Consider the following 15,947-nt stretch of genomic DNA (forward strand, 5'->3'; position numbering starts at 1 on the left):
CTTCTTTTTACACTAATCGGTATTGTTAGTTTAAAACACAAATACATTTCGGTTTATCATTTTTATAAACAATTAAACTTTTTCAAAACGGTGCAATTTTATTTTAAAAATACACCATACCTATTTTGTACCGGTACAATTGATAGTTCTTCACATTGTAGCATTGACTCAGGCAGATTACCATGTACATATACTAGCCAGTAATAAAACGAATCCATGAGGTGGAAATATGAAAAATACAACCAAAGCTTATACAGCCGCATTATTATATACATTTATTATTGGATTTTCATTTCTATTTGTGAAATTAGCATTAACGGTTACAAATCCCCTTGATACACTTGCTTATCGTTTTACTGTTGCTTTTTTAATAGCAACTATTCCTGTCATTTTCGGTTTTGTAAAATTAAATATTTCTTTTAAAAACATACTGTCCCTTTTGCCACTGGCGCTATTTTATCCAGCATTATTCTTCGCTTTCCAGGCATTTGGTTTAGTATATACAAGCTCTTCTGAGGCAGGAATTATTCAGGCTGCAATTCCTGTATTTACTATGATTTTAGCTTCCTATTTTTTAAAAGAACATACAAATATGTGGCAAAAAATCTCTATACTTCTTTCTGTAATTGGTGTCATTTATATATTTGTGATGAATGGTATGGAAACGCATGAAACTAGTTTTGTCGGATTTATTCTCATTCTATTATCAGCATTGTCGTCTGCTTGCTACAATGTATTAGCTCGGAAAATGACAAAGAAATTCAAGTTAATTGATTTAACATATATGATGACAGCCATTGGCTTCCTTAACTTCAATTTAATCGCCATCATTGAGCATATGAATAAAGGTACAGTAAACATATACTTTAAACCATTTACAAACGGAACATTTCTTATATCCATTTTATATTTAGGACTATTGTCTTCCTTGCTCACAGCATTCCTATTAAATTATTCATTATCTTATATTGAAGCAACTAAAATGAGTATCTTTAGCAACCTATCCACACTTATCACAATTATTGCCGGCGTATTTTTCTTACATGAAAGAATTTCCTATTATTATATTATTGGAGCCATAATGATTATTCTTGGTATAGTAGGAACAAACACATTACATCCCAAAAATAATTATAAAAAAAAGAATCTCACAAAATTATGAAACCAAGATTTAAAATTCTCTAATACATTACGTAAACTTTAAGAAAAAGCCGTTCTCCTATAAATATGGAAATCGGCTTTTGTAATTTATTTTCTGCTCATTAGTTTAATATGAATAAGGATTTAAATATTACCATGAGAAACCTTGATTTTGTACAGATATCCTTTCAGTCAGAAACACTTTAATTCCATCCATATTACCAATAAATAGAATTTTAAATCCACTAGAAATATCTAAAAAAGGTCTATGCACTTCCCTTTATTTTTTACAAAATCTGCTCATTAATCATTACATTACATAAAAAATCCCCCAAAAAATAATTACACAAACTAAAGCGAAAAATAGTATTTTTAATTATTAAGATTTGTTATCATCTTGTATCAGTTATTCACACCTATTTCAAATTTAATTCTTGATTTTTTCTTCTCAAAAGGTTACTTGTCTATACATCATACTATTTATTTTCATATTATATAATATATTATGAAAAGGAGTGATAAATTTGTTTTTATGCAATTTATTTGGATGTTCAGGTACCGCATGTCATATTTTTAAAAATCTATTACCTGGAACTGTCGTGACGGTAACTGGTAAATCTGGAAATATTATTGGACCTGCTACTTTTACTGATTTTGATGCTAATAGCTGTACAGTCACATTAGTAGAAGAAATTTCAGTTTCCCCTCCCACAACAAGTGTTACCAAAATCAGTTGCAAAGAAATAGAAAGTGTTACTTTTATTATATAAAATATTTTGAACCTAAAATAGGGGGTGAAATATGAAACTATTATACATTCTTTCTGGTTATTTAAAAATTTACGATTACCTTGATCAAAGTATACAAAAAGCGCTTACAGATAAAGATTTTGAATGGATAGCAGTGCAGCCTTGGGATCCAATAGAAAAACTTGATTCTATAGTGACATCGTTTCAACCTGACATCGTTTTCACCTTATTAGGAAACCATATACCTCAAAAAACAACTCAATATTTTAAAGAGAAGAATATCAAATTAGCTGTTTGGTTAACTGAAGACCCTTTTTATATCGATACCTCTCTTACTGAATTGGATACCTTTGATTTTATATTTACCATTGATAGTGGTGCACTCAATTATTATACAAGCTTAGGGTATACCAATGTATATCATTTACCATTAGCAACAAATACAACGATATTTAAATCTGGTTTAAAAAAATTAGACTATAAGAGTGAAATTTTATTTATTGGATATCCGTATCCGAACCGAGTAAAGTTAATTCATTTTCTTTTAGAAAAAACCCCTTATCACTATACAATTATTGGTCAACACTGGAGAAATAGATTACTTAAACTATGGCGAAAACACCCCAGAATCAAAATTATCGAAGACTGGATACCCCCTCAAGAAGTTGCATTATATTATAATAACACTAACCTTATATTAAATCCTCACCGTAGTTATCTATTTCCACAAAATCAAAATGAAAACAAAATAAAAAATAATACGATTAATAATCGAACTTTCGATATCGCGGCTTGTAAAGGTTTTCAAATCATCGAAGAAAAACGTGATCTTTATTCTTTCTTCGATAGAGATGAAATTCTATTTTATCAAAGTTTCGAAGACTGTTCGCGAAAAATATCCATTTATTTGAATGATACGGATTTCAAGGAGTTAATGGTTCAAAAAGCTCAAAAAAAAGTTCTCAAGCAGCATACTTTTCATCAGAGAATCGATTTCATAATAGCGATTTTCCAATCACAACTTCATTAATTTATTTGATTTAATATATCTTTTTTCCTATGATCATTCTGAATAATTTAAAAAGCCTTTTCAATTAAGAAAAGGCTTTTTAAATTATTTATTGGATTCCTAGTTATATTTCCTTATATCCTATCAAATTAGATCCCATGATATAGGTGTTCCCTTTGTTATATCCTTATTCGCTTTCTTTCCTATAATTTTCGATAAGTGTTTTGGTGATAAACCATTACCAGGTCGAATCGCTTTAATATTTTCATTCGTGAACATTTCTCCTGCTTTTATGTTTTCTACAACATATAATGACCTTCTAAATTTTAAAGAGTTTTGTTCTAAATCAGTAGGACCATAATATACATTCCCTAAGGATTCCCATGCTTTTTCAGTTTCACTTACTAGAGATTTAAATTCAGCAGGTTCCATCGAAAATGCAGCATCAACCCCCCCGTCAGATCTAGAAAGCGTTAAATGCTTTTCAATTACACTTGCTCCTAAAGCAACACTCGCTACAGCAACTCCTAGTCCAAGTGTATGGTCAGATAAGCCTACTTCACATTGAAATAACTCTTTCATATGAGGTATGGTAGTTATATTTGTAAATTTAGGGGAGGCAGGATACGTACTTGTACATTTTAATAGAATCAAATCTTTACACCCCTCTTCTCTAGCTACCCTTACTGTTTCATCTAATTCAGCAACTGATGCCATACCTGTTGAAATAATTACTGGTTTCCCCGTTGCAGCGACTTTACGAATCAGAGGAATATCAGTATTTTCAAAAGATGCAATTTTATAACAAGAAACATTTAAAGACTCTAAAAAATCTACAGACGTTTCGTCAAATGGTGTACTAAATGGAATCATTCCTAATTCTATACAACGATCAAAAATAGGCTTATGCCACTCCCATGGTGTATATGCTTCTTTATATAAATGATAAAGCGATTTACCTTCCCATAAGCTTTTCGTATCACGAATTAAAAAATCACCAGTTTCTATATTTAAAGTCATTGTATCAGGTGTATATGTTTGAATTTTAAATCCTTGTGCCCCAGCCTCTGCAGCCGCTTCCACAATTTGCAGTGCTCTTTCTAATGATTGATTATGATTCCCTGACATTTCTGCAATAATAAAGGGTGGAACGTTATTGCCAATCTGTCTACTGCTAATATAAATGTTATTCATATTTTTCACCTTCAAGTTCTTTTATAATTTTTTCTTTCCTTTCCATCCATTGCTCACGAAGCAGAGTCATTGTAATGATGTCAATATATTCATTATCTCTGAAAATATGGTTCAAATATCTTCCTTCTTCTTGAAAACCGAATTTTTTATGAAAATTTAAACTAATATGATTCCGGTCTAATATTTCTGCGCATAGTTTTTGTATACCATATGTTTCAAAAATAAAATTTAATGCTACTATACCTAAAACTGTTCCAGCCCGCTTTACACTTTGTTTGTCCCCTATATAAAAACCCCAATAACAAGTTTGATTTATTTTGTTTATTTTTGTGAAATTAATAAATCCAATTGGTTTTTCATTATATACCAATAACCTTGCAACCTTTGTGTCGTCATATTTTAGTTTTTCAAACCATCTAAAGTGTTCATATTTTGATATTTTATGATTTTGGTACATAACAGAACGAATTTCTTCTGAATTCCTCCATTTTAAAATAAGATCTAAATCTTTCTTTTCTATACATTTCAGATGAAAATTCTCTATGTTTAACATGCTATCCTCCTAAAACAATCTTTACTATATCGTCCGAATTACTTGCACACATTATAGCTAAAGCTTTATTAGACATATTTTTCACTTTACCTGAATTTGTTAAAAGTTTGGTCAGACATTCCGTAATTGTTTCAGATGAAACAGTTTCAGCTGTACCGATATTCCATGTTGCTCCAGCCTCTGCGACAGCCTTGGTTACTTCTATTTGATTTTGTGCAGTTGTAATTGTTATTGAAGGTAACCCAAGGAAACAGCGCTCCCATGTCGTTGTCCCACCAGCTCCTATCGCTAAATCTGCTTGTACCATAAGCTTTTCTATATTCTCTATTTGACAATAATATGAAATGTTTGGAATGCCCTTGCAATAACATTGAATATCTTTCTTATTTGGATTTTGACTTCCTACCACTACATCTATTTTTAAAGCATCGTTATGCATATTTTGTATAGCTCTTAGTGTTTTAAATGTTTCATTTGTCGCATCGTGTCCACCAAAAAAAATAAAAATACGTTCAATCTCACCCGTTCGTTTTCGTAAAGATTTCTTAGCATAATGAAACTCCGGGCGTAATATAGCGTATTTAGGCCCTAATTTCGCTAAAGAGTGCTCTGGTATTAAATCGTTATAGCGTACATTAAGATTATTGTGTAGATTTTGATCTAACAACAAATCACAGTCGTGCACTCGATCTGCAAGATCATCAATCACCATAATCTTTCGTACAGTTTTTCTTAAAACAGTCTCCCACTTTTTATCTAATGCATAATGATCAACTATTAGCCAATCAAATTTTTGAATTTGCGACAAGATTTCATTGGTTTGTTGTGCATCGACAAACCAATGAAATTTTAGCCAATTCAAATAATTTCCATATAATGTACTTGAGAAATCTGTATTTTCCTTATTTGCATCTAATAAAAACACATGGAATCCCTTAGTTAAGATATATTGATGAAGATCACCCTGCAACTTACGACAAATGAAATATATTTGAGCCCCTTTATTCCGAAACTCCTGAGCAAGTGTTAAACAACGCATAATATGACCCGTTCCTATTTCAATAGATGAATCAGCACGAAAGACAATTTTTTTTTTATTTTCAAGCAATTTGATCCCTCCTTGTTTAAGAAACTACAAATATTAATTTATCTCGCTATTGCGGGCAGTAATATTCCCACCTCAAAATTCGGCGTAAGCAAAGAAGTTAGGTGAGAGATGACCCACCCGTAAAAGCCCAATTGGTGAAGGCTAATAATCAGTGGGGAAAAAAACTCCCACTGATTAAAGTTTTACTTTATAATTTTGTCCCTCTATTTAGTTCGTCTACTAGCGATTGTTGATTTGTCCACTTCATCTTTACACGATTATTGATTTGCATGATTTCAGGATTTTTGTGAATGTATTCTATTATTTGCTGAAAAAATATAGGCTCTGTTTTCACATCAAGATTTTTATAGAGTTCATTAAACATATCTAAATCTGGTTGTTCATCTAATGTTAACCTCCAAGAAGGATAACAAAATTGAGTAGGGAGTTTTACGATATTGACTCGGAATAAATGAGGATTATTTATAAAATAAAATGGAAGATATTCTGTATAGCTTAAAGTTTTCGGGGTTTGTAGTAAGCGTTCTATTGCTTCTAATGTAAAAATATCTCCAGCCGTTCCAACAGGTAACGTACTTAGCTGCGCTTGAGTATAATCCGCTCCACTTTTCAAGTGTTCCTCAAGTAAATACTTATTGATCTCCGGCGATACAACTGGACAATCTCCTGTAATCCGTATAACAATGTTTGCATTTTCTTGTTTAGCAGCTTTGAATATACGATCTGCAGTATTTTCTGGGTCACCTCTTACAATTTTAACTTTCCCATCTAAATCAAATTTTTCTAAAGGATCATCTTGTGATATGTTTGAAGTGGCAAGTATGACTTGGTACCCTCCTGGAATAGACAATGAATTTACAAGACAACGTTCAATAGAGGGAACTCCGTATATTGGCAATATAGCTTTCAAAGGTAACCTTGTAGATTTTAATCGACAAAGTACAATAATTACTACCTTAGGGGGTTCTATAATATTTTTTGTTAATGGCGTTCCTGCTTGCAAATTATATAATGCTACTTGAGGTAATAATTTTTCAACTTCAAGCGGGGTCAATCCGTTTTCTACAATATTTGGTTTTATATCTATTTTACTAGTGGTAATGATTTCTCCTTTTCGAATATAAACTTTTGTTACTGCTCTTAGCATCTTTTCATTTAGCAATTTTACTAAAACTCCTTTCAGTTAAAATTAAGCAATTCTATAAAACAAAAGAACTTTTTTAACTGCGTTAATTACATCCCATACATCATCTTCTGTCATTTTAGGAAATAGAGGGAGAGTAATAATTTCTTCATATAACTTTTCTGCTTGTGGACAAATCCCCTTTTCATAACCTAACTTTTGATAAAATGGATGTAAATGAACAGGTATATAATGAACATTCACACCAATATTTTCTTTTTGTAGTGCCTCATAAACTTCTTTTCGATTACACTTCAATAATCTAGTATTTAAACGAATGATATAAAGGTGCCAACTTGAAAAAGTATTGTGTAATTGCTTTGGTATACTAATTTCAGATAGAGTACCAAATTCCATATTATAAATCTCAACATATTTCTTTCTTATTTTAATAAATGAATCTAATTTACTTAACTGTGATAAACCGAGAGCTGCTTGTATATCAGTCATTCGGTAGTTATAGCCTAAATATTGCATTTCATAATACCAAGGTCCTTGGTTTTCAAGGAGTCTTTTTGGATCTCTCTCAATCCCGTGAGTACGAAACTTGATAAGTTTTTCGTAAAATACAGAATTATTTGTTGTGATTATTCCACCCTCTCCTGTTGTAATGTGTTTCACAGGATGAAAACTAAACATTGTCATATCACCAATTGAACCAATCTTTTGTTTTTTATATGTGGACCCTAATGCATGAGCTGCATCCTCAATTACAATCAGATTATTTTCTTTTGCTATCTTTTTTATTGTATCTAATTCTACAGGTTGCCCTGTGAAGTGCACGGGTATAATAGCTTTTGTTTTACTTGTAATCTTTTCCTCTATAGATTCAGTACTAATATTATAAGTTTCATAGTCTATATCAGCAAATACTGGTCTTCCACCCTGGTATAAAATACAATTTGCACTTGCTACAAATGTCATTGAAGTTGTAATTACTTCGTCTCCCTCTGAGATGCCCGCTGCATAACAGGCGGCATGTAAAGCTGCTGTACCATTCGCAAAAGAAACAGCATATTTTGCTCCAACATATTGCGCTATCGCCTTCTCAAACTGTTGAATCGTTGGTCCTGTTGTTAAAAAGTCTCCTTTCAAAACATTTATGACTGAATGAATGTCATGTTCATCAATTTGTTGCTGACCATAAGGCAGATATACTTCTCTAACAGGTTTTCCTCCATGTATCCCGAGAGCTTCTCCTCCCATCATTCATTCTCCTCAGAGTTAATTTTTATAGATTGAATCCACTCTTCCGTTTTTTTAAGCCCTTCCTCTAGGGAAATTTTCGGTTCCCAATTTAATATCTTTTTGGCTTGTTCATAATTACATAATAACTTTTGAATCTCACTTTGCGGATGGATATGAGGAACATGTTGAATACTTAATTTGTTTCCCGAAATTAATTCTGCTAATTTATTAATTGATATATCTCTTCCTGTTCCTGCGTTAATAATATGACCATTTGCTTTTGCAGAATAACCAGCAGTCACAACAAAATTTGCACAGTCTTCAACAAATAAAAGATCTCTCGTTTGTGTTCCATCTCCATAAATATTTAGTTGTACATTATCTAGTTTATTATTTATGAAAATAGCGACAACTCCACCTTCGCCACCAGTTTTCTGAAATGGCCCATACGTATTAAATGGGCGAACAACTACAACAGGTAGTTTATAAGCGTAATAATAAGATAAAACCATGTTTTCAGCGGCGATTTTTGCTCCAGCATATGGAGAAGCTGGCTTAATTGGGTCTAATTCAGATATACCTTGTGGTTTAGTAGCTTTATCGTATACCATACAAGTACTCATAAAAACCATTTTGACATTATACTTATAACATTGTTCTAACACATTAAATGTACCTACTGTATCATTTTCAAAGGTTGCCCTAGCATCATCTATACTATCCTGAACATTAATACTCGCTGCTAAGTGATAACAAATATCAAATGAATGCTCTTTAAATAATTGAGCCACTAACTTTTGATCTTTAATATCTCCTTTGATACATTGCCTCATGTTAAAATCATGTGCAAATTCAATAATATTTGTTGTGCTTGAATTTGCTAAATTATCTAGTATCCATACTTGATGGTTATCTTGCAATAGTTGCTTTACAACCCATCTACCAATAAAACCTGCACCACCAGTCACTAATACCTTCATACATGTCCTCCCCTTGATAGCAATTTTTGAGTTAATATTAGATTTCTAAGATCCTCTTTCGAAATTGCATTTTGATGATCCGACCGGTAAAATCCCGGCTTTGCTCTTTTTACATTTTCATATAGATAATCTTTTTTTAATAGACTTGGAATAATAAACATATCTGGTAATTCAAAAGCCTGCAAGGATTCATCATATGTCATGAGCTCTTCGTACATTTTTTCTCCAGGTTTTAATCCAATCTCCTCAATCTTGATGCTTGCCCTAGATAAACTATACAATTTAGTAACTTCCTCTATCATTACATCTGCTAAATCTTTTAATGAAATAACAGGCATTTTTAATATGAAGGTTTCTCCTCCCTTTGCAATTTTCATTGCTTCAATTGTTAAAACTGTTGCCTGTTTTAATGTCATCATAAATCTACTCATACTAAGATCGGTAACAGTTATTTTTTGATTTTCTTTGATTTGATTTTCAAATAAAGGAATAACAGAACCTCTGGATCCCATAACATTACCAAAACGGACACTTGCAAATATTGTTTCACTTGAACCTTTTGAGTATTCTGCTGATGTAATAAGTCTTTCAGCAGTTAGCTTTGTTGCCCCATAATTATTTGTTGGTGAAATCGCTTTATCAGAACTTGTAAAAATCACTTTTTTTACTTTTTGTGCAATTGCTGCTTTTATTACATTTTGTGTTCCAAAAATATTAGTCAATACCGCTTCAAATGGGTTATATTCACAAAATGAAACATGTTTCATCGCCGCAACATGGAACACATAATCAATATTTTCCATTGCACTATATAATCGGTCATAATTTCGAATATCTCCAATTAAATATCGGATGTTTGGATGAGTATTTCCGAATCTTTCTTGCAATAATAGTTGGTTGAATTCACTTCTACTAAAAATTCGTACAACCTTTGGGTTTTCAGCGAGAACAGAAGAAAGAATACTCTTTCCAATCGTACCTGTTCCACCAATAATTAAAACTTTTTTATTTGTGAAAAACATACACCTAAATACCTCCTTTTTATAAAATAATTTCTAAAAATAATATATTAGAATGTTTTTAATTTTTACATACTTCGAGATAAATCTTGTAATTTTTGAGTAACTGTTGTTTGAGGATAATTTTTCTGTATGAAATAATCCCTTAATTGTTTAGCAATTGTGGAATATGAAGAATCATATAAAACTTTTTCAATTGTGTGTATCATATTTTCAATAGAATGAGTCACAAGCCAACTTAATTCATCGTAATATTTATAATCTCTTTCCTCTGACTTAGATTTATAAACAACTACCGGTGTATCTAATAACATAGCCTCTAATCCTACTGTTGAATTAGAGATAACTACAAGATCTGAATTAGAAATGACATCATAAATATTTACTTCAGTTGTAATATACTTGACATTAGGATATACCTTACTTAAATGAATATATTCGCTTACTAAATTACGACCTTTTTCCCAAGGATGGGGCTTTATAATAACTGTAATATTTTTGTCTCTCATCAATTGTTTTGTTAATTCAACATAAAATGGGGTTTTAAATGGCTGAGTTGCAATAAAGATTATTTTCTTAGAGGGATCTATATTTAGTTTCTTACAAAGTTCTTTTTTTCCTAAATGCTTCTTGTCAAAGATATCATCATATCTTGGGTGTCCCATTATCTCGATTTGAGAATCAGCTCCACCTTTTTGAAAATACCACTCTCGTTCATACTCTCCATATACAATCTGTTTCGTAGCGAAAATTGGAAAAAAAGCTTCTTCTCCCATTATGGCCCCATGCTGAAGACAATAACTTGGAATCCCCTTACTTTTGGAGATAAGAGTAAGTACTCGGTTCGTTATATCTTCTGTTGTACCAACAATCACACTCGAGATATCATATTTTTCAAAAATAAAATATGCCATATTAATTTTTTCAATCATGATAGGAAGATCATTGAGTAATTTTGTTTGGAAAAATATATTAGAAAATAGCGGATGTTCTTTAAATGTTGAAAAGATTTTTTGAGCTTTTCCAATGAAAATATGAGAATTATTAGGAACTTTATTTGTATAATCTAGTGCACAAATCGTAGGAAGACCATAAAGTTCTTTCTTTTTTGCTCTTGTTAATATTTTTGTATAATTAGGATTAAAATGAGAAAAATTACCTGCTGAAAAACGAAGATAATCAGTATTAAGCAATACTATTCCATCTGATCCCCCTTTTTTTGCCGTTTGCTCAAGCAAAGGCAACCATTTTTCAAATTCTGACTGTAATTGCATTTCTTCTATTGGCGCAACTGACAAATATTTATAAAAATCCTTTTTTTTCATCTTCTTTTTAACATCTTCTTCTAAATATTGATAAAAATTACTTAATAAAGGTAAAGAAATATTATGATGTACTAACTTAGAAAAAATCTTTATATATTCTAAATTTAATAGCCAATAATTTTTCAAATAGACTTCACTCAAGATTTCACCCTCTTTTTCTTCTTAAGTCTTCTCTTAATTCTTTACATGTTCTTTGTGGTGGTAATAATTGTACAAATTCATTTTTTTCTTCCGCGAATAACTGTGAATGTATTGAATTTGAAGTAATATAATTTATATCTAAAATCTTATCTATCGGATAAAAATCCCAAAAGTGATTCAATCTCCAAAAAAAACGAGCATCTCCTATGCGATAAAATTCTGGGTTTTCATCCCAGTAAGAACCCCATTTTTTTTGAACGATTGGCAAAATAGAAGCTCTATGCATGATAGAACAATGATCAATTGTACATGGAGCATTATTTGTAATCTTTTGTGCTGGTCTTTGTACAGTTTTAATAGGCTTATCTGCTTCATCAAGATGGATCGTTTGTGATGCGGAATAAATAATTTGAACATCTTTATTCTCATCGAGATAACTAGACATCTTTTTAAGTCGTTCTCTCTCGTATTGATTATCATCTGTAATATACGTAATATACTCTCCTTTTGCATGCTGAAGTGCTTCATTAATTAAAACTGCATATCTTACTTTTTCTGTTCGTTCTGAAATATGTTTAATATTACTTCTATAAAAGTGTACATTTCTATTTTTTATAAATGGTTGAATCACTTTCTGAGTAGATTCGTTAGAATTATCATCCATAATGAAAAATTCAAAATCTTGGAAATTCTGATTCAATACACTCAGTATCGATTTTGCTACAAACATAGGCTTATTATAACTAGTCATAATAACTGTGATTTTAGGCAAACATTATTCTCCTCCTTATCAATAAATACAGAACAGTTACGTTATTATATAAACAAAAAGGACTAACTGTTCCGATAATTATGAAAAATTTTTTTGTAAATATACTAAAAGATAAAGGAGATATCTTGTTTGTCCATGAATTTTTATTATTTTCCACGAAAGTCTATACCATATCTATGAAACTGTAATAAACTATTCAATCACAAAAATGAAATGTATAAATAGGTGATTCTAATCGTTTATTGAGGTTCACTTTAAAAACCTTGAGAAATAAGAACAACTAGCTCAAAAGCCAAGGATTTGATTACTAAAAGATATTAATTACATGACCTTTTATTAAATCCAATAACTTTTCACTTAGAATTGATAGTTATATCGGATTATTATTATTTTAAAGAGGTGCTGATTTTGAAACCAAAAATTTCAATTATCCTTACTAGCTATAATAAACCTTCCTTAATTAATCAAGTGATTGAAAGCGTTCAAATGCAAACATTTAAAGAGTGGGAACTTTTTATTATGGATGACAATTCTTGTCCAGATACTATAAAAATCATAAAAAGGTATTTAAATGACCCACGAATTTCGTATAGGAATAGTTTTATACAAAATAATGAGCGATATAAAACAACAAGATATGCAACACTTATCAATGAGGCACTCCCTTTAACATGCGGAGATTATATTTGCTACTTAACGGATGATACTGTATACGTTCCAGATAGATTAGCAGAAATGTTATCTTTCTTAACAAAACGCCCAGACATAGATATAGTGTACTCTTCTCAGCACGTAAAATGTGTTAATTATGCACTACAACCTACTCATGAATATCTAAGAGCCGCTTCTAAAATTTTATATACGGCTGCAAATGTTGTAGATCACTGTTCAGTTATGCATACAAGAAGAATTTTATTAAAGGTTTATCAAAAATACGGTGAATACTGGGAGACTAATCCTCTATATTGGTTTAACGGTGATGCAATATTTTGGAAACGTTTAAATACATTTCAACCTTTTTATCCCCTTAATAAAGTGCTCGATATCACATACAAAACACCCTTTTCCTTTCAAAATCTATATAGCAATCTCCCTTCTAAAGATTTAAATGGTATTTTGCTCCGGAATTCACAAAATGAGATATTTTTAATTGATAATTATAAACGTAGATTCCTATCAAAAGAAATGCTTTCTTATTTCAAATATAATCAAAATCTAATCACTTCTATCCCCGACCCATTTATTTACAAATACGAAGAAGATTTCCCTATAACTCTTTCAAGACCAATTCCAAATCTACGTGTTGTTCAAAATGAAAAAGGTGAGCTATTTTATATTGAAAATAATCAAAAACGTCCATTTATTAATACTATAGCATTTCGCAAATTCAAATTTTCAGCTCAAGAAATTATTAAGGTATCACACTGTAATTTAGATAAATTACCAATTGGTCCACCTATATATCCAAAATTATCAAATTATACAATTCTACCAGAAGGAAAAGTATTTACACATCATCAAAAATATTTCATTATGACAGATAGCATGCTTCACCCAATTGATAAAGATATTTTACAAAAACTTCATTTATTAAAAAACTGCATACCGATTTCAAAAACCAGCTTATCATACTTTAAGATAGGTCCTCTTATCTCATCACGTCATTCTCACTTAACTGAGAATGACAAGTGAAAATAGCCCCAGGAAGGGATATAAAAACAAAAAAAGAATAACTAAATATCATGAGAAAATAAAATGGGGGCTATATGATGCAGCAAGCAATGACTATCAATATTAGTAATTTAGATGAACTAACACAAGAATTGGATGTACTATTGAACGTACCGGTATCTTCTAATCAAGAACTTGAAAATTGGTTAATACAACAATCACAGACTTTAAATTCTATCACTGAGCAACTGATGCAACATTATATTGCCTTTCAACGAAATACGAATGATATAGAGGCAAAAGAAATTTTTGACTTTACGCAAAAACAAGTGCAACCTATATTAAAACGTTATAAAAATCTACTTGACGAAAAATATTATGAGTCACCCTACCGTTCACAGTTAGATCCTTCTCAATTTGGATTTTTAGATAAAAAAATTAAAAATACTAGAGAACTCTTTAGTGAAGAAAATATTAGTTTAGAAATTACAGAAGATGAGTTAATAACAAGATATTTTGAGATTACAGGGAACCTAACTGTTATGTGGGATGGTGAAGAAATAAGCCCTTTTGAATTAAGAAGATATTTACAAGATCCCGATCGAAACATTCGTCAAAAAGCAATGACTGCTATCTCTGAAAAGTTTTTATCCGTAGAGGATAAAATTCAAGAAATCTTAAATCAATTAATTACACTCCGGACAAAAAAGGCTCGGAACATTGGTGTGACAAATTACCGCGACTACATGTTTAAAAAATATGAGCGCTTTGATTATACAGCAGAGCACTGTACTGAATTCGCTGAATCTATTCGTAAATACGTTGTACCACTTCAAGAAAAGATGCATAGGAAATTACAGAAGAAGCTTCATTTGGATACTTTACGTTCATGGGATATACATGCCGTTCCTGCAGATTATAAACCTTTACAACCTGTAAAAAATGAAAAGGAATTAATAGAAAAAAGTAAAACTATTTTTACAGACATCGATTCAAGTTTTACAGCTCTTCTAGAGAAAATGCAGAATTACTTAGATTTAGACAGCAGAAAAGGAAAAGCACCAGGTGGATTCTGTGAGTACTTGCCCGCATCTAAACTATCATTTATTTTTATGAATTTAACAAAAACACAAGCTGACGTTGTTGTTTTCTTACATGAAATGGGCCACTGTATTCATCATGATTTAATGAAAGATGTTTCCATACATCAATATCAACATTTACCAATGGAGACTGCTGAATTAGCAAGCATGACAATGGAACTATTTACAATGGATAACTGGAATGCTTTTTATAAAAATAAAGAGGATTTCAAACAAGCTAAACAAGATCAATTAACACAAATTGTAGAGTTTTTGCCATTTACACTTATCATTGATCAATTCCAACACTGGTTGTATGAGAATCCAAATCATACTGCTGAGGAACGAAATACTAAGTTTTTAGAGCTTTCTACAATATATAATTCAAGTGTGGTAAATAAAGATGGATATGAACACTGGATAGCCGCAGAATGGTTGTCTGTCCTTCATATTTTTGAAGTACCTTTCTATTATATTGAGTATGCAATTGCACAAATTGGTGCCTTGCAAATGTATAAACAATATAAAGAAAATCCAAAACAAACATTACAAAACTATAAAAAAGCTTTATCCTTAGGAGCTTCTAAATCTGTAAAAGAAATATACGAAGCTGCCGGAATTCAGTTTGATTTTTCTAGTGAAACAATAAGAGATTTGATGTATTTTGTTGAAGAGGAATTAGAATTACTAGAGAATTTATAAGTAAATAATAATGAATTACGTCTACTAAATAAAAGAATCCATTTTGATTAATCTTGAACAGCTCCCTGTCAAGTAGACAGTGGAAATAATAAAAATACTTTAAGCGGCTTGAACCCTGTATTCCAATGGGC

14 protein-coding genes are annotated in these 15,947 nt (G+C 31.0%); 5 read left to right on the forward strand and 9 right to left on the reverse strand.

Going from position 1 to position 15,947, the window contains the following annotated elements; translation table 11 throughout:
* Positions 1 to 229 precede the first annotated feature (229 nt).
* The 3 genes from AZF08_RS27575 (at position 230) to AZF08_RS27585 (ending at position 2,919) form a co-directional block, all read left to right on the forward strand.
* Positions 230 to 1,162, forward strand: a complete 933-nt coding sequence (locus AZF08_RS27575) for a DMT family transporter (RefSeq protein ID WP_033675560.1) — start codon at positions 230 to 232, stop codon at positions 1,160 to 1,162.
* Between the two features lie 502 nt (positions 1,163 to 1,664).
* On the forward strand, positions 1,665 to 1,910 hold the full coding sequence (locus tag AZF08_RS27580; RefSeq protein WP_033675559.1) for a hypothetical protein: 246 nt from the start codon (positions 1,665 to 1,667) through the stop codon (positions 1,908 to 1,910).
* 31 nt (positions 1,911 to 1,941) lie between these two features.
* Positions 1,942 to 2,919: a CgeB family protein gene (locus tag AZF08_RS27585; RefSeq protein WP_033675558.1), complete on the forward strand. Its 978-nt coding sequence runs from the start codon at positions 1,942 to 1,944 to the stop codon at positions 2,917 to 2,919.
* 123 nt (positions 2,920 to 3,042) lie between these two features.
* Here the strand turns inward: AZF08_RS27585 and pseI are convergent, their stop codons facing one another.
* The 9 genes from pseI to AZF08_RS27630 all read right to left on the reverse strand — a co-directional run bounded on the left by pseI (position 3,043) and on the right by AZF08_RS27630 (position 12,361).
* On the reverse strand, positions 3,043 to 4,092 hold the full coding sequence (gene pseI, locus AZF08_RS27590) for a pseudaminic acid synthase (protein ID WP_033675557.1): 1,050 nt from the start codon (positions 4,090 to 4,092) through the stop codon (positions 3,043 to 3,045).
* The gene (pseH, locus tag AZF08_RS27595) at positions 4,085 to 4,645 is read right to left on the reverse strand and encodes a UDP-4-amino-4,6-dideoxy-N-acetyl-beta-L-altrosamine N-acetyltransferase (protein WP_033675556.1); all 561 of its coding nucleotides are present in this window, start codon (positions 4,643 to 4,645) and stop codon (positions 4,085 to 4,087) included. Before pseH ends, pseI begins: the two co-directional genes overlap by 8 nt.
* Before the next feature lies 1 nt (position 4,646).
* On the reverse strand, positions 4,647 to 5,753 hold the full coding sequence (gene pseG, locus AZF08_RS27600; RefSeq protein WP_033675555.1) for a UDP-2,4-diacetamido-2,4,6-trideoxy-beta-L-altropyranose hydrolase: 1,107 nt from the start codon (positions 5,751 to 5,753) through the stop codon (positions 4,647 to 4,649).
* Between the two features lie 187 nt (positions 5,754 to 5,940).
* Positions 5,941 to 6,936 carry a cytidylyltransferase domain-containing protein gene (locus AZF08_RS27605; protein ID WP_033675554.1) on the reverse strand — a complete coding sequence of 332 codons (996 nt, stop codon included), beginning with the start codon at positions 6,934 to 6,936 and terminating at the stop codon, positions 5,941 to 5,943.
* Between the two features lie 6 nt (positions 6,937 to 6,942).
* Positions 6,943 to 8,142 carry a UDP-4-amino-4,6-dideoxy-N-acetyl-beta-L-altrosamine transaminase gene (gene pseC, locus AZF08_RS27610; RefSeq protein WP_033675553.1) on the reverse strand — a complete coding sequence of 400 codons (1,200 nt, stop codon included), beginning with the start codon at positions 8,140 to 8,142 and terminating at the stop codon, positions 6,943 to 6,945.
* Complete coding sequence (locus AZF08_RS27615) at positions 8,142 to 9,104, reverse strand: GDP-mannose 4,6-dehydratase (RefSeq protein ID WP_033675552.1); 963 nt, start codon at positions 9,102 to 9,104, stop codon at positions 8,142 to 8,144. Before AZF08_RS27615 ends, pseC begins: the two co-directional genes overlap by 1 nt.
* Positions 9,101 to 10,126, reverse strand: coding sequence for an SDR family NAD(P)-dependent oxidoreductase (locus tag AZF08_RS27620; RefSeq protein WP_033675551.1), 1,026 nt, complete (start codon positions 10,124 to 10,126; stop codon positions 9,101 to 9,103). Before AZF08_RS27620 ends, AZF08_RS27615 begins: the two co-directional genes overlap by 4 nt.
* Before the next feature lie 65 nt (positions 10,127 to 10,191).
* Positions 10,192 to 11,589 (reverse strand): CDP-glycerol glycerophosphotransferase family protein, encoded by a 1,398-nt coding sequence (locus AZF08_RS27625; protein ID WP_033675550.1) that lies wholly within the window; start codon positions 11,587 to 11,589, stop codon positions 10,192 to 10,194.
* Positions 11,590 to 11,593: 4 nt separating this feature from the next.
* The gene (locus AZF08_RS27630; protein ID WP_033675549.1) at positions 11,594 to 12,361 is read right to left on the reverse strand and encodes a glycosyltransferase family 2 protein; all 768 of its coding nucleotides are present in this window, start codon (positions 12,359 to 12,361) and stop codon (positions 11,594 to 11,596) included.
* 408 nt (positions 12,362 to 12,769) lie between these two features.
* Here AZF08_RS27630 and AZF08_RS27635 point away from each other — a divergent pair, with 408 nt between their 5' ends.
* Together AZF08_RS27635 and AZF08_RS27640 are read left to right on the forward strand one after the other, a co-directional pair.
* Positions 12,770 to 14,053, forward strand: coding sequence for a glycosyltransferase family A protein (locus AZF08_RS27635; protein ID WP_033675548.1), 1,284 nt, complete (start codon positions 12,770 to 12,772; stop codon positions 14,051 to 14,053).
* 77 nt (positions 14,054 to 14,130) lie between these two features.
* A complete protein-coding gene (locus AZF08_RS27640) occupies positions 14,131 to 15,816 on the forward strand; it encodes a M3 family oligoendopeptidase (protein ID WP_033675547.1) in 1,686 nt (561 codons plus the stop codon).
* Positions 15,817 to 15,947: the final 131 nt, after the last annotated feature.

It is taken from the genome of Bacillus gaemokensis, assembly GCF_001590835.1.
Taxonomy (GTDB): domain Bacteria; phylum Bacillota; class Bacilli; order Bacillales; family Bacillaceae_G; genus Bacillus_A; species Bacillus_A gaemokensis.